Consider the following 14,074-nt stretch of genomic DNA (forward strand, 5'->3'; position numbering starts at 1 on the left):
CGGCCACGGTGCGGCCGTCCACCCTGCTCACCCTGAGCTCACCCGATCGGCGAGGTATCCCACCATGAACATCAGCAAGATCGCCGTCGTCGGCTGCGGCACGATGGGCGGCGGCATCGTGCAGCTCGCCGCCCAGCACGGCCTGGAGGTCGTCGGCGTCGAGGCGTCCGAGGCCGGGGTCGCCGCGGCCCGCGAACGGATCAGCGCGGGGCTCGCCGCCACCGCGGCGCGCGGCAAGATCACCCCGGAGCAGGTCGAACTGGCCATGTCGGCCTTCACCCTGACCACCGACCTCACCGAGATCACCAAGGCCGACCTCGTCGTCGAGGCGGTCTACGAGGACGTCGAGCTCAAGAAGCGGCTGCTCGGCGAGATCGACCGGCTGGTCGGCCCCGACACCCTCATCGCCTCCAACACCTCCACCATCCCCCTGGTCATCCTGGCCGCGGCCACGTCCCGCCCCGAGCAGGTCGTCGGCCTGCACTTCTTCAACCCGGTCCCGGCGATGCGCCTCATCGAGGTCATCAAGACCCCGGTGACCGAGCAGCACTGCATCGACGCCCTGACGGAGTTCGCCACCGGCCTCGGCAAGTCGCCCGTCCTGGTCAACGACGTCCCGGGCTTCGTGGGCAACCTCCTCATCGTCCCCTACCTGCTCGACGCGATCCGGGCCTTCGAGCGCGGCGTAGCCGACATGGAGTCCATCGACGCGGTGATCACCCTCGGGTTCAACCACAAGATGGGACCGTTCCGGCTTTCCGACCTCATCGGCCTCGACATCGTCCACGACATGGCCGCGTCCATGTACGAGGAGTACAAGGACCCGCGCTACTTCCCGCCGCCGCTGCTCAAGCAGTACGTGCGGCTCGGCTGGCTGGGCCGCAAGACCGGGCGGGGCTTCTACACCTATGACGATTGATCCGCTCGCGCCCGAACGGGGCGCCGCCGAGGTCGTCGAGTCCTGGGACGACGACCTGCGCTCGGCCGACGTCCTGGAGTTCCCCGGCTACACCGCGCCCGCCTCGGCCGACGAGTCGGTGCGCACCGCCCTGGTGGACCTCGCCGGGTCCCCGGCCGTCTGGATCGACTGCGACTTCCGGCGCTCGGGCGGCACGATGGGCGCGGTCGCCGGGGTCCGGATCGTCCGGGCCTTCGACCGCGCCTCGGCGGCCGGGCTCCCGGTCGTCCAGACGGTCTCGACCGGGGGCGCGCGGCTCCAGGAGGGGATGATCTCCCTGCTCCAGATGCCGCGCACGGTCTCGGCCGCCGCGCGGCACGCGGCGGCGGGGCTCCGCTCGGCCGCCTACCTCCGCTCCCCCACGACCGGCGGCGTCTTCGCGTCGTTCGCGTCGCTGACGGACCTGCGCGCCGCCCAGCCGGACGCGACCATCGGCTTCGGCGGCCCGCGCGTGGTGGCCGAGGTGACGGGGGCGTACCCGCCGCCGACCTCGCACACCGCGGAGTCGGCGCTGGGCCACGGCCTGATCGACGCGATCGTCCCGCCGGAGGAGTGCTGGGACTGGCTCGCCGCGGCGGTCGGCGCGGCCGACGGCGGCCCGCTGGTCCTGCCGGAGGGCCGCCCGGCCGCGCCGGACACCAGCCCGTCCCGGCCCGACCCCTACGACCATCTGATCCGGGCCAGGGGCGCGCTGCGGCCGTCCGGCCTGGAGTGGGCGGCCTGGCTCACCGACTCCTGGACCGGGATCGGCGGGTCCGACCCGGCGATCCGGGCGGGGATCGCCGTCCTCGGCGGACGCCGTGCGGTCGTCGTCGCGATGGACAGGTTCGCCGGACGGACGCCCGGGGCCCCCGGCCCCGGCGCCTTCCGGCTCGCCCAGCGCGCGGTCCGGCTCGCCGACCGGCTCGGGCTGCCGGTCGTCACCCTGGTCGACACCCCCGGCGCCGACCCGCGGCCGGACTCCGAGGCGGGCGGGGTGGCGCGCGAGATCGCCAGGACCCTGCTCGCGCTCGCCGAACTCAGGTCCCCGAGCGTCTGCCTCGTGGTCGGGGAGGGCGGGAGCGGCGGGGCCATGGCGCTCGCGCACACCGACCACCTTCTGGTCCTGGACGGAGCCGTGTTCTCCGTCATCGGGCCCGAGGCGGGGGCCGCGGTCCTGTACCGCGACTCCGCCCGCGCCCCGGAGCTGACCCGGGCGCTGCGCATGACCCCCCGCGACCTGGTGCGGCTCGGCGTCGCCGACGCCGTGGTCGCCGAGGACACCGCGGCCGTCCGGGCCGCGGTCGCCGACGCCCTCGCGCACGCGCGGCCGGGCGCGCGGGACGGCAGGCCCGACGCGGCCACCGCCGCCGCCGTGACGTCCTAGGCCGCCTCAGGCCTTCCCCAGCATCCGCACATCGAGAGAAGGAGACCCGACATGGGCAGAGCAACGCTGTTCGCGTGGAGCAGCCCGGTTCCGGACGGCGCCGACGCGTTCGCCAAGTGGTACGACGAGGTCCACATCCCCGACGTCCGGGCCGCGATCCCGGCGATCGACCGGGTCGTACGCCACCGCGTCGCCGCGGAGCCCGGTTCGACGGACCAGCCCCGGTTCCTGACCGTCTACGAGCTCGCCGACGACGACGTGGCGAAGGCCGCCGCGCAGCTCGTCGAGGCCGCCAAGGCGGGACGGCTCAGGCAGTCGGAACTGATGGACTACACCACCCGTCCGCCGGTGCTGGAGTGGGCCGTCGTCGAATCGGCCGAGGACTGAGGGAGACACACCGATGAAGCAGCAGCCCGAGCTGACCGGCGACTTCGGCATCGGCCGGATGGTCCATGTCGTGCACATGTCCGATGACGCCCAGGAACTCCGCGAGTGGTACGAGCGGGTCTTCGGCGGGTTCGTCTACATGGGCGTCGAGGAGCCCAACTACCTCCCCTGGGAGGACCGACACGCGACCCTCCTCATGATCGGCGACCTGTGCATCGAGACGATGTCGCCCGCCGAGCCGGTCAATCCGAAGCTCCCGGTCGGCAAGTTCTACACGAAGTTCGGCAGGCACCTGCACTCGGTCGGCTACAAGGTGGACGACCTCGTCGGCCTCGCCGAGCGGATGCTGGAGGCCGGCATCTACATCGGCAAGCCCGGCGGCGGCCGGATCGAGACGTTCGACCCGGAGACCGCCTACGTCTTCCCGAGCCCGCGCGACACCGCCGGACTCATGGTCGAGCTGTGCCGGACGGACATGCCGCAGGACCCGCGCGACCTGGACACCTGGTCGTCGCTGGCGAAGATGTGGCAGACCCACCCGCTCACCCTCGAGAAGTTCGAGTGCGTGACGCTCGGCGTGAAGGACCTGGAGTCGGCGGTCAAGATCTACGCCGACACCATGCAGGCCGTGCCGATCCGCTCGGGCGTGGACGCCGACCTCCAGGCCAAGTCGGAGATCCTCCGGCTCGGTGACTGCCTGCTCCAGCTGGTCGAGCCACTGGAGGAGGACTCCGACCTCGGACGGCATGTCGCCCGATGGGGCAACATGATCTTCAGCCTGCGGTTCAAGGTCGGCGACGTGGACGCGGCCGAGACCTGGCTCAACAAGAACGACGTCCGCACGACCCGGCTCCGGCCCGACCTCCTGGTGACGAACGTCGAGGACTCCTTCGGGGCTCCCCTGTACTTCGGCAGCGAGGAGTTCGAGGTCGGCCCGGCCTGATCCGCGACTCCCCGCGAGGGGCGGGCCGTCCTCCGGCGCTGGTCGGTCCGCTCCTACCGGTCGTACGACCAGAAAGGCCCCTGAGACGGATTCCGTCTCAGGGGCCTTTCACTCGCCCGGTCAGGCGTTGAGGATCAAGCGGGCCGTGCCGGCGACGAGCCTGTCGCCGTTCTGGCGGTCGGCCCACACCTCGACGGTCAGGGAGACGGCTCCGTCGCGGGCGGTCTCCCGCGCGGTCACGACGCCTCCGCAGACCACCTCGTCGCCCTTGAGCGCGGGTGCCTTGAACCGGCATTCGAGGTGCTCGAGCCTGCCCCGCCCGACGACCCACTCGTCGAGCATGCAGTGCAGCCAGCCCCAGATGAGGTTGCCCATGCCGATGGCGCCCGGGTAGCCCGCGGCCCGGCCCGCCTCGTCGTCCATGTGGATGCCCACGAACTCGTCGTTGACGGCGGCGTAGCGGTTCCACGCCTCGAGGCCCGCGGTCCGGGTGAAGCCCGGGACGGAGGTGCCTTCGGTGGTCTCTTCGGTCGCGGCGGACTCCGCGAGGGCGGCGTGCACGGCGGTGTCGGTCATCGGTTCCTCCCGGAAGGTCAGTAGCGGATGAGGGTCATGCGGAAGGTCTTGACCTCGTCGCCGTCCTGGTTCGTCCAGAGAGTGGCGGTGTCGGTCATCAGCATCCGGCCGAGGCGGCCGGTGCGCTCGGAGTACCGCTCGACGGCCGACGCGGAGGTGATCACGTCACCGGGACGGACGGGCACGCCCGTGTAGGTCGCGGAGACACCCCCGTTGAGCGCGCGCTTGAGCTCGGGTGGCCGGACGCCGAGGAAGTGCTCCATCGCGCCGGAGCTGCGGTAGGAGGGGTCGAGGTCGATCTCGACGCCCGTGCCGGTGAGTTCCGCCGCGCCCCAGGCGAAGGGGTTGAAGTCCAGTGGGGCGACCAGGCCGCCCTCCTGCGCGGCGCGCGGGTCGGTGTACCGCGCGGGGGGCTTGGCCGGGAAGTGGACCGCGGCCGCCCAGCGGCGGATGTCGGACGCGCCGACCGGATAGGAGGTCTGCCGCCGGTAGGGCCTGCCGATGACCTCCAGCATGTCGGGCCGGATGAGGCTGTCTTCGCGTTCGCTCATGTGCCGTCTGTCCCTTTCCCTCTCCCCTGCGCGCCCTGGTGGCCGAAGCGCCGGGTGAGTCGTGCTTTCACGTGCTGATCGTACTGTATTGATGGATAGATGTAGAAATCTCGAATCAACTATGGACGGACCGCGTGCCGCCTTCTACGGTGGAGGCGGGCCCGAGCCGACTCGCGTCGGCCGGGCACCAGAGACCTCTCCGCGCCGCCGCGCGGCCGGAGCAGAGCCGTCGGCGACCGCGGAGCCCACCCCGAGAGAAGGGCTCCCAGATGACCGCAGAGCAGACGCACGCCGGAAGGCGCGCCCTGGTGACGGGCGCGGGCCAGGGCATGGGCCGCGTGATCGCCCGCGAGCTGGCCCGCCGGGGCGCCGAGGTGATCGTCAACGACCTCGACCGGGACCGGGCCGACGCCGTCGCCGCCGAGATCACCGCGGCCGGGGGCAAGGCCTCCGGCACCGTCTTCGACGTGACGGACTTCGGCTCCGTGCGGGCCGCCGCCGAGGCGATCGGGCCCCTGGACGTCCTGGTGAACAACGCGGGCAACGCCGGCCGCGTCACCGGGCCCACCCGCGACGACTTCGCCCCCTTCGTCGCCACCGACCCCGCCGACTGGGACGGCTTCCTCAACGTCAACCTGTACGGCGTGATGCACACCGCCCGCGCGTTCGTGCCCGCCATGATCGAGCGGTCGTGGGGCAGGGTGGTGACGATCATCTCCGACGCCGGCCGCCTCGGTGAGCCGACCATGGCGGCGTACTCCGCGGCCAAGGCGGGCGCGGCGGGGTTCAGCCGCGCGCTGGCCCGCGAGGTCGGCAGGTACGGCGTGACGGTCAACTGTGTCTCCCTCGGCACCGTCGGCCCCGACCGGGCCGAGGACGACCCCGACGCCCCGGAACTCGCCCAGGCCGTCAGCCGGTACGTGATCCGCCGCTCGGGGCGGCCCGACGAGGTCGCCGCGATGATCGCGTTCCTGTCCGGGCCGCAGGCCGGATGGGTGACCGGCCAGACCTACCCCGTCAACGGCGGCTACTCCTTCGCCCTGTGAAACGCGTCGGCGCGCGGCCCTCGCGGGTCGCGCGCCGACGGCTCCCGGCACGCTCAGGACGACGCGTGGTTCTGCGCGTAGAGCTCGCGCCATTCGTGCTTCGAACGAATGGTGGTGTCGACGTCCGGGGACTGCGCGCGCAGCGCGCCGACCGTCGCCTGCTCCTTCGGGATGACCGCGAACGGGTCGATGTCGAAGAATCGGCAGGTGTTCTGCCAGGTGATCTTATTGATCTCGTCGTCGGGCACGCCGGAGCCCTGCATCTCGTCGAGGACGAACTCGGGGGCGTTCGGCCAGATGGAGTCCGAGTGGGGGTAGTCGCACTCCCAGGCGATGATGTCGACGCCGATGTCGTGCCGGACCTTCAGCGCGGTCGGGTCGGTGACGTAGCAGGCCAGCGAGTGCTCGCGGAAGATGTCGCTGGGCAGCTTGCCGCCGAGGTCGTGGCCGAGCCACTTCTGGTTCGTGTAGTGCCGGTCGCAGCGGTCCAGGTAGAACGGGATCCAGCCGATGCCCGCCTCCGACCAGGCGATCTTCAGGTCCGGGTACTTCGTCATCGCCCCGCCCCACAGCAGGTCCTGCGCGGCGAACGTCGACACCTGGGTGGCCAGGATGATCATGTTGTCGATCGGCGCGTCCGGCGCCATCTTGATCGCGCCGAAGCCCTGCCCGATGTGCAGGCACATGACCACGCCGGTCTCCGACACCGCGCGGAAGAACGGGTCCCAGTACTCCAGGTCGTGGTAGCTCGGCAGGCCCTGGATGTGCGGCAGCTCCGGCATCGTCACGGCCTTGACGCCCTTGGCCGCGACCCGCCGCACCTCCTTCGCAAGCTCCTCCGGGTTCCACACGGGGCCGAGCGCGATCGGGATGAAGCGGCCCGGGTACGTGGCGGCCCACTCGTCGATGTGCCAGTCGTTGTAGGCCTTCAGCATGATGAGGGCCAGGTCCTTGTCCTCGGCCTCCTGGAAGAACCTGGCGCTGAAGCCGGCGAACGACGGGAAGCACATCGACGCCAGGATCCCGTTGCGGTCCATGTCCCTGACGCGCTCATGGATGTTGTAGCTGCCGGGCCGCATCTCGGCGAACGTCGAGGGGTTCATCCCCCACTCCTCGTTCGGCCAGCCGACCACCGCGTTCAGGCTGCTGGACGCGCTGGCGACACCCTGGAACCACCACTTCTCGTAGCCGTTCTCGTCCATGATGGACTTGGGCGCCTGGTCCTTGTACTTGGCCGGCACATGGTTGTCGAACATGTCGCGCGGCTCGACCACATGGTCGTCGATGCTCACCAGGATCAGGTCTTCGACGTTCACGGGGGTGTTCCTCTCTAGGTCCGGTCGGGGAGGTCGTGGGGGCGCGTCGGAGCGCCGGTCACCACTGGGAGATCTCGGGGATGACCTTGGTGCCGAGCGTCTCCAGCGGGGTGAGGGACGCGACGGCGGGAAGCGCGCAGTAGACGGTCGTGAAGCCCGTCCGGTGGAGGCGGTCCAGCTCGCCCATCAGGGCGTCGACCCAGCCGGCCTCCTCGGTCGCGACGGGCAGGACCGCGGTCTTCTCGATCTCGCGGTGGTCGCGGCCGAGCTGGTCGCAGTGCTCGAGCAGCCTGGTGATCTTCTGGCCCGCGTCGGCTCCGCCGAAGACGTTGAAGGCGTCGGCGTACTTCGCGGCGATGCGCAGGGTCGTCCGCTCTCCGCCGCCGCCGACGAGGACCCGCGGCGAGGAGACCGGGCGCGGCTCGTTCAGCGTGCTGGCGAGCTGGTAGTGCTGGCCCAGATAGGACGAGGTGCTCTCGCTCCACATCTGGAGGCAGATCTCCAGCGTCTCCTCGAGGCGGGCGAAGCGCTCGCGCTGCGGGGCGAACGGGAGCCCGAGGCCCTGGGCCTCCTCGTCGTTCCAGCCCGCGCCGATGCCCAGCCAGGCCCTGCCACCCGACAGCACGTCGAGGGTGGTGACCATCTTGGCGAGCAGGCCGGGCGCGCGGTACGTCGCCGCGGTGACGAGCGTCTGGAGCTCGATCTTCCGGGTCTGCCCGGCGAGGAAGCCGAGCGCCGTGTAGGCCTCCAGCATCGGCTCGTTCTCCTCGCCGATGAGGCTGATCTGCCACAGGTGGTCGGTGAGGCTGAGCCTGGCGAAACCGGCGTCCTCGGCCGTCCGCGCGACGCGGGTCAGCGCGCCGGCCATCTGCCGGGGCTCGCCGAAGCTCGCGTAGTCGTTGATGTGCAGGGCAAGTCTCATGGGGTGCTCCGGGCCTCCCCGCTGCGTTGCGGGATAATTCGATATGCATCCATCTATCGCATCATTGCGCACCGACCGGGGCGGACGCAATGGGTCGGGCGAGACGAGACGGGTGGATCGATGGATCACACGGGGCCAGGATCGGCACCGCCGGATGCTTGACAGACCGGACATACCGTTCCTTAGATTTAAATCTCTCGATCTGTGAGCTGAGTCACCGGAGCTGCCTCGGCCGGGATCGTCCCGACAGACCCCCACCCGGCGTGCGCTCGCGCCCGCCATTTCTTCGGGAGACCCCCCACATGCGACGCGATCCGTCAGTCCCCCGTGAACCCCTGCCCCCGGCCGCCCGCAAGGCGGCCTTCGCAGGGTTCGTCGGAACCTTCATCGAGTACTACGACTTCGCCCTGTACGGCGTCCTCACCGTCTACTTCTCGCCGCTCTTCTTCCCGGCCGACGACCCCTCGACGTCCCTGCTCACCGGCCTCGCCGTCTTCGGCGCGGGCTTCGTCGCCCGGCCCGTCGGCGGGATCATCTTCGGCAGGATCGGCGACCGGCACGGCCGCCGGCACGCCCTCGTCGCGAGCGTCCTGCTGATGGGCCTGTGCAGCACGCTCGTCGCCCTCCTGCCGACGTACGACAGCATCGGGATCGCGGCGCCGGTCCTCCTGGTGCTGCTGCGGCTCGGGCAGGGCATCTCGGCGGGCAGCGAGATGCTGGGCTCGATCACCTATGTCCTGGAGTCCGTGCCCAGGTCCCGGCGGGTCTTCATGGCGTCGCTGACCCCGATGGGGGCGCTCGCCGGCGGTACCGTCAGCTCGGTCGTCGCCGCGATCCTCGCGGGCACGCTCGGCGGCGACGCCATGACGTCCTACGGCTGGCGGATCGCGTTCTTCCTCGCGGCTCCCCTCGCCGTCTTCGCCCTGCTCATCAGGTCGCGGCTGGAGGACTCTCCCGAGTTCACCGAGATCGCCGCGCAGCGCGAGGTCGTCAAGACGCCGCTGCGCGAGATCTTCCGGACGCACCGCCGCAACCTGCTCATCGCGGGCGGCATCGCGATGGCCGCCAACGGCGCGCCGAACACCGCGATCTGGTTCCACTCCTACCTGGTCGGCGAACGCGGCATCCCCGGCGAGCAGGTGTTCGCCGCCAGCGCGCTGATGGGCCTTCCGATCGCCCTGCTCTCCCCGGTGGCGGGCCGCCTGTGCGACCGTTTCGGGCAGCGCCGCGTCCTCGCCGCGGTGCTGTGCGGCTACCTCGTGGTGTCGTTCCCGGTGCTGCACTTCATCTCGCGGGCCGACGGGGTGCTCCAGCTCATCGTGGTGATGGGCTCGTTCAGCCTGCTCGGCGCGCTCGTGCAGGCGCCCGCCTTCAGCTACATCGCCGAGCTCTTCCCCGCCCGGGTCCGCTACACCGGCGCCAACTTCGGCCAGAACATCGGCACGGTCTTCGGCAGCGGCGTCGCCCCGTTCGTCGCCGCCGTCCTCGTCACCGCGACGGGCTCGACCCTCGGCCCGGGGCTCTGGATCGTGGCCGTCTGCCTCATCGCGTTCGTCGCGCTCTCGTTCCGGGCCGTGCACTACGTCGCTGGGGTGGACTCCGCCGACCCGGCGTCCGCCGAGTCCCAGCCGGCGCCCGACCCCGTCTGACCCCTTCCACCCGGCCGGTTCCTCCTGTTCTCTGGGGGGACCGGCCCCTCTCGTCCCCCGAAAGGACTCCCCGTGGACGATCTCGAAGCCGTCAAGCAGCTCAAGGCCCGCTACTGCCGTCTCCTCGACGCCAAGGACTGGACCGCCTACGCGGGCCTCTTCACCGCCGACGTCGTCGTGGACCTCAGCGAAGGCGGCGGCCGCGTCATCGAGGGCGCCGAGGCGTTCCTCGCGTTCCTCGTCCCCCAGCTCACCGGGGTGGTCACCGTCCACCACTGCTACATGCCGGAGATCTCCTTCCCCTCCGCCTCCACCGCGCAGGGCGTCTGGGCCATGGAGGACCGCCTGCGCTTCCCCGACGGAACCGACGTCACGGGCTTCGGCCACTACCACGAGACCTACGTCCGCACCGCGGACGGCTGGCGCATCAAGACCACCCGCCTGACCCGCCTCCGTCTCGACATCGTTCCGCCGAAGTCCTGACGCGCCCCGGATCCGGCCTCGTCCGCCGTCGGAGGATGGGCGGCCGCAGAGCCGCCGGGGAGCCGGTCCGGAGTCAGTCGGGGGTGAGGGCGCGGAGGGCGCCGTGGACCAGGGCGGCGTGGGCGTCGGCGGGCGGGAGGGCGAGGTGGGTGCTGCCCGCGCTGCCCAGCAGGATCGTGCCGAGGGCCATCCAGGCGCGCATGCGGATCTGGGGGTCGGCGGACCGGCCGGAAAGGGAGGTGATGAGGAGTTCGCCCAGGTCGAGACCGTCGTCTACGTCGAGGGCGCCGGTGGTCTCCGCCACGTCGGACAGGAGGAGACCGACCTGGCGGCGGTGGCGCAGGGTGATGTCGGCGAACCCCCGGACGGTCGCCTCGGCGACCTGGTCGTCGGGGAAGAGGGTCAGGCGCGCGCCCAGCGCGAGGAACTCCGTGACGGCGGGGGTGAGCAGTTCGCGCAGGATCGCCTGCTTGTCGGAGAAGTGGTAGAGCACCGAGGCCTTGGCGCAGCCGACCTCGGACGCGATGTCCTGCAGCGAGGTGCCCCGGTACCCGCGCGCGACGAACAGGCGAAGGGCGGCGTCCAGCAGCTTGTCGTGCAGCGCCGCCCCGCGCGGATGCGCTCCGCTTCCGCGTGTCCGAGGTGCCTCCGGGACGCCCGGTGCGGTTCCGGCCTCCGGCGCGGACGTGCCCTGGGCGTCGCCCGGCTCCGGTCCGTCGGACGGGGCGGGCGGGACGAGGCCCATTTCGATGAGGGAAGGGTGGTCGGCCAGCAGGGCGGCCAAGGCGGGGGCTATCCGCGCGCTGAGTTCGGCGGGGGTCTCGGGGTGGGCGCGGTGGAGCCAGTCGGTGGCGGCGGACAGGAGGGTGCCGGCGAGGAGGGCCGCGGTCGGGTCGTCGGGGATGTCGGCCGGGTCGTCGGCGTGGCTGGCGGCGGTGGGGTGGGTGAAGTTGACGTGGATCGCGATCGTGAGGCGGCGTCGGAGATGGTCGATGACGCGGGCGCTGCCGGTCGGGCCGAGGAGGGCCCGGTAGAGGTCGGCGCGTTCGCCGATGCGGGCGAAGAGGTCGGCGAGGGCGTCGCCGCCGATGCCCAGGACCTCGGGCGGGGAGCCGGGGCCGACGACGGGCGCGGCCGCGATGATCCCGTCGAACAGCGCGGTGCAGGCGTGCGCGGCGAGATCGTGGGTGTCGGTGAAGTGCTCGTAGAAGGTCGAGCGGTTGACGCCCGCGCGCTTGGTGACGTCGGACACCGAGATCTGGTCGAGGTCGTGTTCGGCGACGAGGTCGAGCAGCGCGTCCTGCAGCCGCGCCCGGGTGCGCTGGGCGCGGGGGTTGGCGGTCGGGTGAACGGTCACGATCCCAGGGTATTATTCCGACGGCTGTTGGAAATCCAACAGATGTTGGAATTACCCGCCCCCGAAGGGAAGAATCCATGGCTGACCAGGTGGTAGTGGTCATCGGCACCGGAGGCATGGGCGAGGCGATCGCCCGCCGCGTCGGCTCCGGCACGCACCTCCTCCTCGCCGACTTCGACGCCGGGGTCCTGGAGGCCGCCGCCGCCCGGCTCTCCGGCGAAGGCCAGCGGGTGACCACCCAGCTCGTCGACGTGACCTCGCGCGAGTCCGTCGCGGCCCTCGCGAAGACCGCCGCGGGCCTCGGCGACGTCGCCAAGGTCGTCCACACCGCGGGCCTCTCCCCCGTCCAGGCCCCCGTCGCGGCGATCCTCGCGGTCGACCTCCTGGGCGTCGCGCTCGTCCTCGACGAGTTCGGCACGATCGTCGCCGAGGGCGCCGCCGGCCTCGTGATCTCCAGCATGGCCGGCCACCACATGCCCGCCCTGCCCCCCGAGGACGCGGCCCTCCTCGCCACGGCCCCCGCCGACGACCTTCTGTCCCTCCCCCTGACCGACCCCGCCAAGTTCGCCGGCAACAGCGGCTTCGCCTACGTCTTCGCCAAGCACGCCAACCACCTGCGCGTCCGCGCCGCGAGCTCGACCTGGTCCCGCCGAGGCGCCCGCGTCAACTCCATCAGCCCCGGCGTCATCGCCACCCCCATGGGCATGGAGGAACTCTCCGGCGACAGCGGCGACAACATGCGCGCCATGATCGCCGCCTCCAACGCCAAGCGCGTGGGCACCCCCGAGGACATCGCCACCGCCGCCGCCTTCCTCCTGGGCCCCGACGCGACCTTCATCTCGGGCACCGACCTCCTGGTGGACGGCGGTGCCACCGCCGGCGTGACCACCCCCGTCTGACCCCACCCCTTGTCCTGTCCGATCGGTCAATATTGGCCGATCGGACAGGACAAGACCCCGCGAGCCCCGACCGGCATCGTCGATTCGGGGCGCGTGCGGGGCAGCGGCTCGCTAGAGAGCGCCTGTCCTCCGCGGTGCGTCGAGGGCGCTGAGGAGCCAGTCGAGTTCGCGGCGGGGGTGCCTGGAGTCTCCCCAGCCGTTGACGCGGGCGAGCAGGGTGAAGTAGCGCTCGCGGCGGGGGTCGTTGGCCGCCTGGAGGTGGGCGCGGAGCTTGGCGCGCAGGGCGCGGTCCCCGGGTGGGTCGGTCAGGAGTGCCGCGTAGGCGGTGAGCACCTCGTCGACGAGCGCGGCGGCCTCCGGCGAGTCCGGGGCGGTGCCCGCGGCGAGAGCCGGCGCCGTCGCCGCCTGGATGACGGCGACGATGTGGCGGCGCGGCGGGCCGGTGTGGCCACGGGCGGAGGCGGCGTACTCCTCGTAGACGTCGCGCATGAGGTGGCGGAACCGCTCGTCCTGGATGAGTTCGGCCAGTTCCACCCAGGCGTCCAGCTGGTCGGGGGTGGGGTCGTCGGGCAGCGCGGGCGTCAGCGAGGTGCGGATGCCGCGCAGCACCGGACCGGTGAAGGTGCTGTCCAGGAAGGACGCGACGAGGGAGTCGCGCTCGGCGGCGGACAGGCGGGCGAGACTGTGCATGAGTTCCAGTTCCTCCGGGGTCGCGGACCGCCGGGCGGCGGCCGTCAGGACGGCGTGCCGCAACCGCAGCGCTCTCAGCTGGACGGCCACGGCCTCGGCGTGCGCGGCGGCGACGTCGGCGAGCCCCGTCTCCCGGTCGAGGATCTTCCGCACCGTCCCCAGGTCGATCCCCAGCTCCCGCAGGGTCCTGATCAACCCGATCCGGGCAAGGGCGTCCGCCCCGTACCGCCGGTGCCCCGACGGATCCCGCCCCTCCACCGGAACCAGTCCCTCATCCGAGTAGAACCGGACCGTCTTGACCGTCGACCCGGCCAGCCGGGCGACCTCACCGATCGAATACCGCACTCCCCCACCGTCCCACCTCCCGTAACAGGAGATGCAACCCGCGCTCCGAGAGGGTGACGAATGGCCGAATCCGGCGATGTGCCGCATCATGGGCCCATGAGACGGTGGGTTCACGCGCGGCAGGACGACGAAGACCTGTCGTTCTTCTTCGAGATCGACCACGACGGCTACTTCCGTCGCGTGGTCATGCTCGAAGGACCCGAGCGCCTCGCGGTCATCGCGTGCTCCCTCGACGAGGTGGAAGCCGCCTTCCGGAACGACACGATCAACGAGTACGGCGAGACCTACGGCGTCCCCCTCTCCTGGAGCGCGGCATCACCGGACTGGGACTACACGGACCCCGAACCCCTGTCCGAGACCGAATTCGAAGAAGCCTGGGCCGACGCCCGCCAAGCCCGCGCCACAGGCTCCCGCCGCGACCTGGACTGACTCGCCCGCATCCGCCCCGAACGACCTCGCGGCCGCGCTCATGGAGGCCGCCGAGACGCCGGCCCTGCTCAACGTACTCGGACCGAGCGCACCGGCGGCGTCGCGTAGGCCCGTGGCCTGCCAGGAGACGCACGACGACCGCGGCGGCCTGGGGAGG

At 71.6% G+C, this 14,074-nt stretch carries 15 protein-coding genes; 9 read left to right on the forward strand and 6 right to left on the reverse strand.

Going from position 1 to position 14,074, the window contains the following annotated elements:
* Positions 1 to 64: 64 nt before the first annotated feature.
* The 4 genes from EDD29_RS20510 to EDD29_RS20525 are packed head-to-tail and all read left to right on the forward strand — an operon-like array spanning position 65 to position 3,654.
* On the forward strand, positions 65 to 919 hold the full coding sequence (locus tag EDD29_RS20510) for a 3-hydroxyacyl-CoA dehydrogenase family protein (protein ID WP_123665965.1): 855 nt from the start codon (positions 65 to 67) through the stop codon (positions 917 to 919).
* Positions 909 to 2,324, forward strand: coding sequence for a carboxyl transferase domain-containing protein (locus EDD29_RS20515; RefSeq protein ID WP_123665966.1), 1,416 nt, complete (start codon positions 909 to 911; stop codon positions 2,322 to 2,324). Before EDD29_RS20510 ends, EDD29_RS20515 begins: the two co-directional genes overlap by 11 nt.
* Before the next feature lie 51 nt (positions 2,325 to 2,375).
* The gene (locus tag EDD29_RS20520; RefSeq protein WP_123665967.1) at positions 2,376 to 2,711 is read left to right on the forward strand and encodes a hypothetical protein; all 336 of its coding nucleotides are present in this window, start codon (positions 2,376 to 2,378) and stop codon (positions 2,709 to 2,711) included.
* Between the two features lie 13 nt (positions 2,712 to 2,724).
* Positions 2,725 to 3,654, forward strand: a complete 930-nt coding sequence (locus EDD29_RS20525; protein WP_123665968.1) for a VOC family protein — start codon at positions 2,725 to 2,727, stop codon at positions 3,652 to 3,654.
* 120 nt (positions 3,655 to 3,774) lie between these two features.
* On the opposite strand, the gene EDD29_RS20530 is transcribed toward EDD29_RS20525, so the two are convergent.
* Positions 3,775 to 4,230 carry a MaoC/PaaZ C-terminal domain-containing protein gene (locus EDD29_RS20530; protein WP_123665969.1) on the reverse strand — a complete coding sequence of 152 codons (456 nt, stop codon included), beginning with the start codon at positions 4,228 to 4,230 and terminating at the stop codon, positions 3,775 to 3,777.
* Positions 4,231 to 4,247: 17 nt separating this feature from the next.
* Complete coding sequence (locus EDD29_RS20535; protein WP_123665970.1) at positions 4,248 to 4,781, reverse strand: FAS1-like dehydratase domain-containing protein; 534 nt, start codon at positions 4,779 to 4,781, stop codon at positions 4,248 to 4,250.
* A 269-nt stretch (positions 4,782 to 5,050) separates the two neighbouring features.
* On the opposite strand from EDD29_RS20535, the gene EDD29_RS20540 reads away from it, so the two are divergent.
* Positions 5,051 to 5,827, forward strand: coding sequence for an SDR family NAD(P)-dependent oxidoreductase (locus EDD29_RS20540; RefSeq protein ID WP_123665971.1), 777 nt, complete (start codon positions 5,051 to 5,053; stop codon positions 5,825 to 5,827).
* 53 nt (positions 5,828 to 5,880) lie between these two features.
* On the opposite strand, the gene EDD29_RS20545 is transcribed toward EDD29_RS20540, so the two are convergent.
* Together EDD29_RS20545 and EDD29_RS20550 are read right to left on the reverse strand one after the other, a co-directional pair.
* Positions 5,881 to 7,143: an amidohydrolase family protein gene (locus EDD29_RS20545; protein ID WP_123665972.1), complete on the reverse strand. Its 1,263-nt coding sequence runs from the start codon at positions 7,141 to 7,143 to the stop codon at positions 5,881 to 5,883.
* A gap of 58 nt (positions 7,144 to 7,201) precedes the next feature.
* Positions 7,202 to 8,065: an LLM class F420-dependent oxidoreductase gene (locus tag EDD29_RS20550; RefSeq protein WP_123665973.1), complete on the reverse strand. Its 864-nt coding sequence runs from the start codon at positions 8,063 to 8,065 to the stop codon at positions 7,202 to 7,204.
* A gap of 302 nt (positions 8,066 to 8,367) precedes the next feature.
* On the opposite strand from EDD29_RS20550, the gene EDD29_RS20555 reads away from it, so the two are divergent.
* On the forward strand, positions 8,368 to 9,714 hold the full coding sequence (locus EDD29_RS20555; RefSeq protein WP_170201482.1) for an MFS transporter: 1,347 nt from the start codon (positions 8,368 to 8,370) through the stop codon (positions 9,712 to 9,714).
* A 72-nt stretch (positions 9,715 to 9,786) separates the two neighbouring features.
* On the forward strand, positions 9,787 to 10,197 hold the full coding sequence (locus EDD29_RS20560) for a nuclear transport factor 2 family protein (RefSeq protein WP_123665975.1): 411 nt from the start codon (positions 9,787 to 9,789) through the stop codon (positions 10,195 to 10,197).
* Positions 10,198 to 10,270: 73 nt separating this feature from the next.
* On the opposite strand, the gene EDD29_RS20565 is transcribed toward EDD29_RS20560, so the two are convergent.
* Complete coding sequence (locus EDD29_RS20565) at positions 10,271 to 11,554, reverse strand: TetR/AcrR family transcriptional regulator (RefSeq protein ID WP_123665976.1); 1,284 nt, start codon at positions 11,552 to 11,554, stop codon at positions 10,271 to 10,273.
* Between the two features lie 77 nt (positions 11,555 to 11,631).
* Here EDD29_RS20565 and EDD29_RS20570 point away from each other — a divergent pair, with 77 nt between their 5' ends.
* Entirely contained in the window at positions 11,632 to 12,453 is an 822-nt protein-coding gene (locus tag EDD29_RS20570) for an SDR family oxidoreductase (protein WP_123665977.1), read from the forward strand.
* Between the two features lie 111 nt (positions 12,454 to 12,564).
* Here the strand turns inward: EDD29_RS20570 and EDD29_RS20575 are convergent, their stop codons facing one another.
* Complete coding sequence (locus tag EDD29_RS20575) at positions 12,565 to 13,488, reverse strand: MerR family transcriptional regulator (protein ID WP_211359811.1); 924 nt, start codon at positions 13,486 to 13,488, stop codon at positions 12,565 to 12,567.
* 96 nt (positions 13,489 to 13,584) lie between these two features.
* Here EDD29_RS20575 and EDD29_RS20580 point away from each other — a divergent pair, with 96 nt between their 5' ends.
* The gene (locus tag EDD29_RS20580) at positions 13,585 to 13,917 is read left to right on the forward strand and encodes a hypothetical protein (protein ID WP_123665978.1); all 333 of its coding nucleotides are present in this window, start codon (positions 13,585 to 13,587) and stop codon (positions 13,915 to 13,917) included.
* Positions 13,918 to 14,074: the final 157 nt, after the last annotated feature.

The sequence above is a fragment of the Actinocorallia herbida genome (assembly GCF_003751225.1).
Classification (GTDB): domain Bacteria; phylum Actinomycetota; class Actinomycetes; order Streptosporangiales; family Streptosporangiaceae; genus Actinocorallia; species Actinocorallia herbida.

Coding starts and splice junctions, on each gene's coding strand:
- EDD29_RS20510 (WP_123665965.1), top strand. CDS start 65: ATGAACATCAGCAAGATCGCCGTCGTCGGCTGCGGCACGATGGGCGGC.
- EDD29_RS20515 (WP_123665966.1), top strand. CDS start 909: ATGACGATTGATCCGCTCGCGCCCGAACGGGGCGCCGCCGAGGTCGTC.
- EDD29_RS20520 (WP_123665967.1), top strand. CDS start 2,376: ATGGGCAGAGCAACGCTGTTCGCGTGGAGCAGCCCGGTTCCGGACGGC.
- EDD29_RS20525 (WP_123665968.1), top strand. CDS start 2,725: ATGAAGCAGCAGCCCGAGCTGACCGGCGACTTCGGCATCGGCCGGATG.
- EDD29_RS20530 (WP_123665969.1), bottom strand. CDS start 4,230: ATGACCGACACCGCCGTGCACGCCGCCCTCGCGGAGTCCGCCGCGACC.
- EDD29_RS20535 (WP_123665970.1), bottom strand. CDS start 4,781: ATGAGCGAACGCGAAGACAGCCTCATCCGGCCCGACATGCTGGAGGTC.
- EDD29_RS20540 (WP_123665971.1), top strand. CDS start 5,051: ATGACCGCAGAGCAGACGCACGCCGGAAGGCGCGCCCTGGTGACGGGC.
- EDD29_RS20550 (WP_123665973.1), bottom strand. CDS start 8,065: ATGAGACTTGCCCTGCACATCAACGACTACGCGAGCTTCGGCGAGCCC.
- EDD29_RS20555 (WP_170201482.1), top strand. CDS start 8,368: ATGCGACGCGATCCGTCAGTCCCCCGTGAACCCCTGCCCCCGGCCGCC.
- EDD29_RS20570 (WP_123665977.1), top strand. CDS start 11,632: ATGGCTGACCAGGTGGTAGTGGTCATCGGCACCGGAGGCATGGGCGAG.
- EDD29_RS20580 (WP_123665978.1), top strand. CDS start 13,585: ATGAGACGGTGGGTTCACGCGCGGCAGGACGACGAAGACCTGTCGTTC.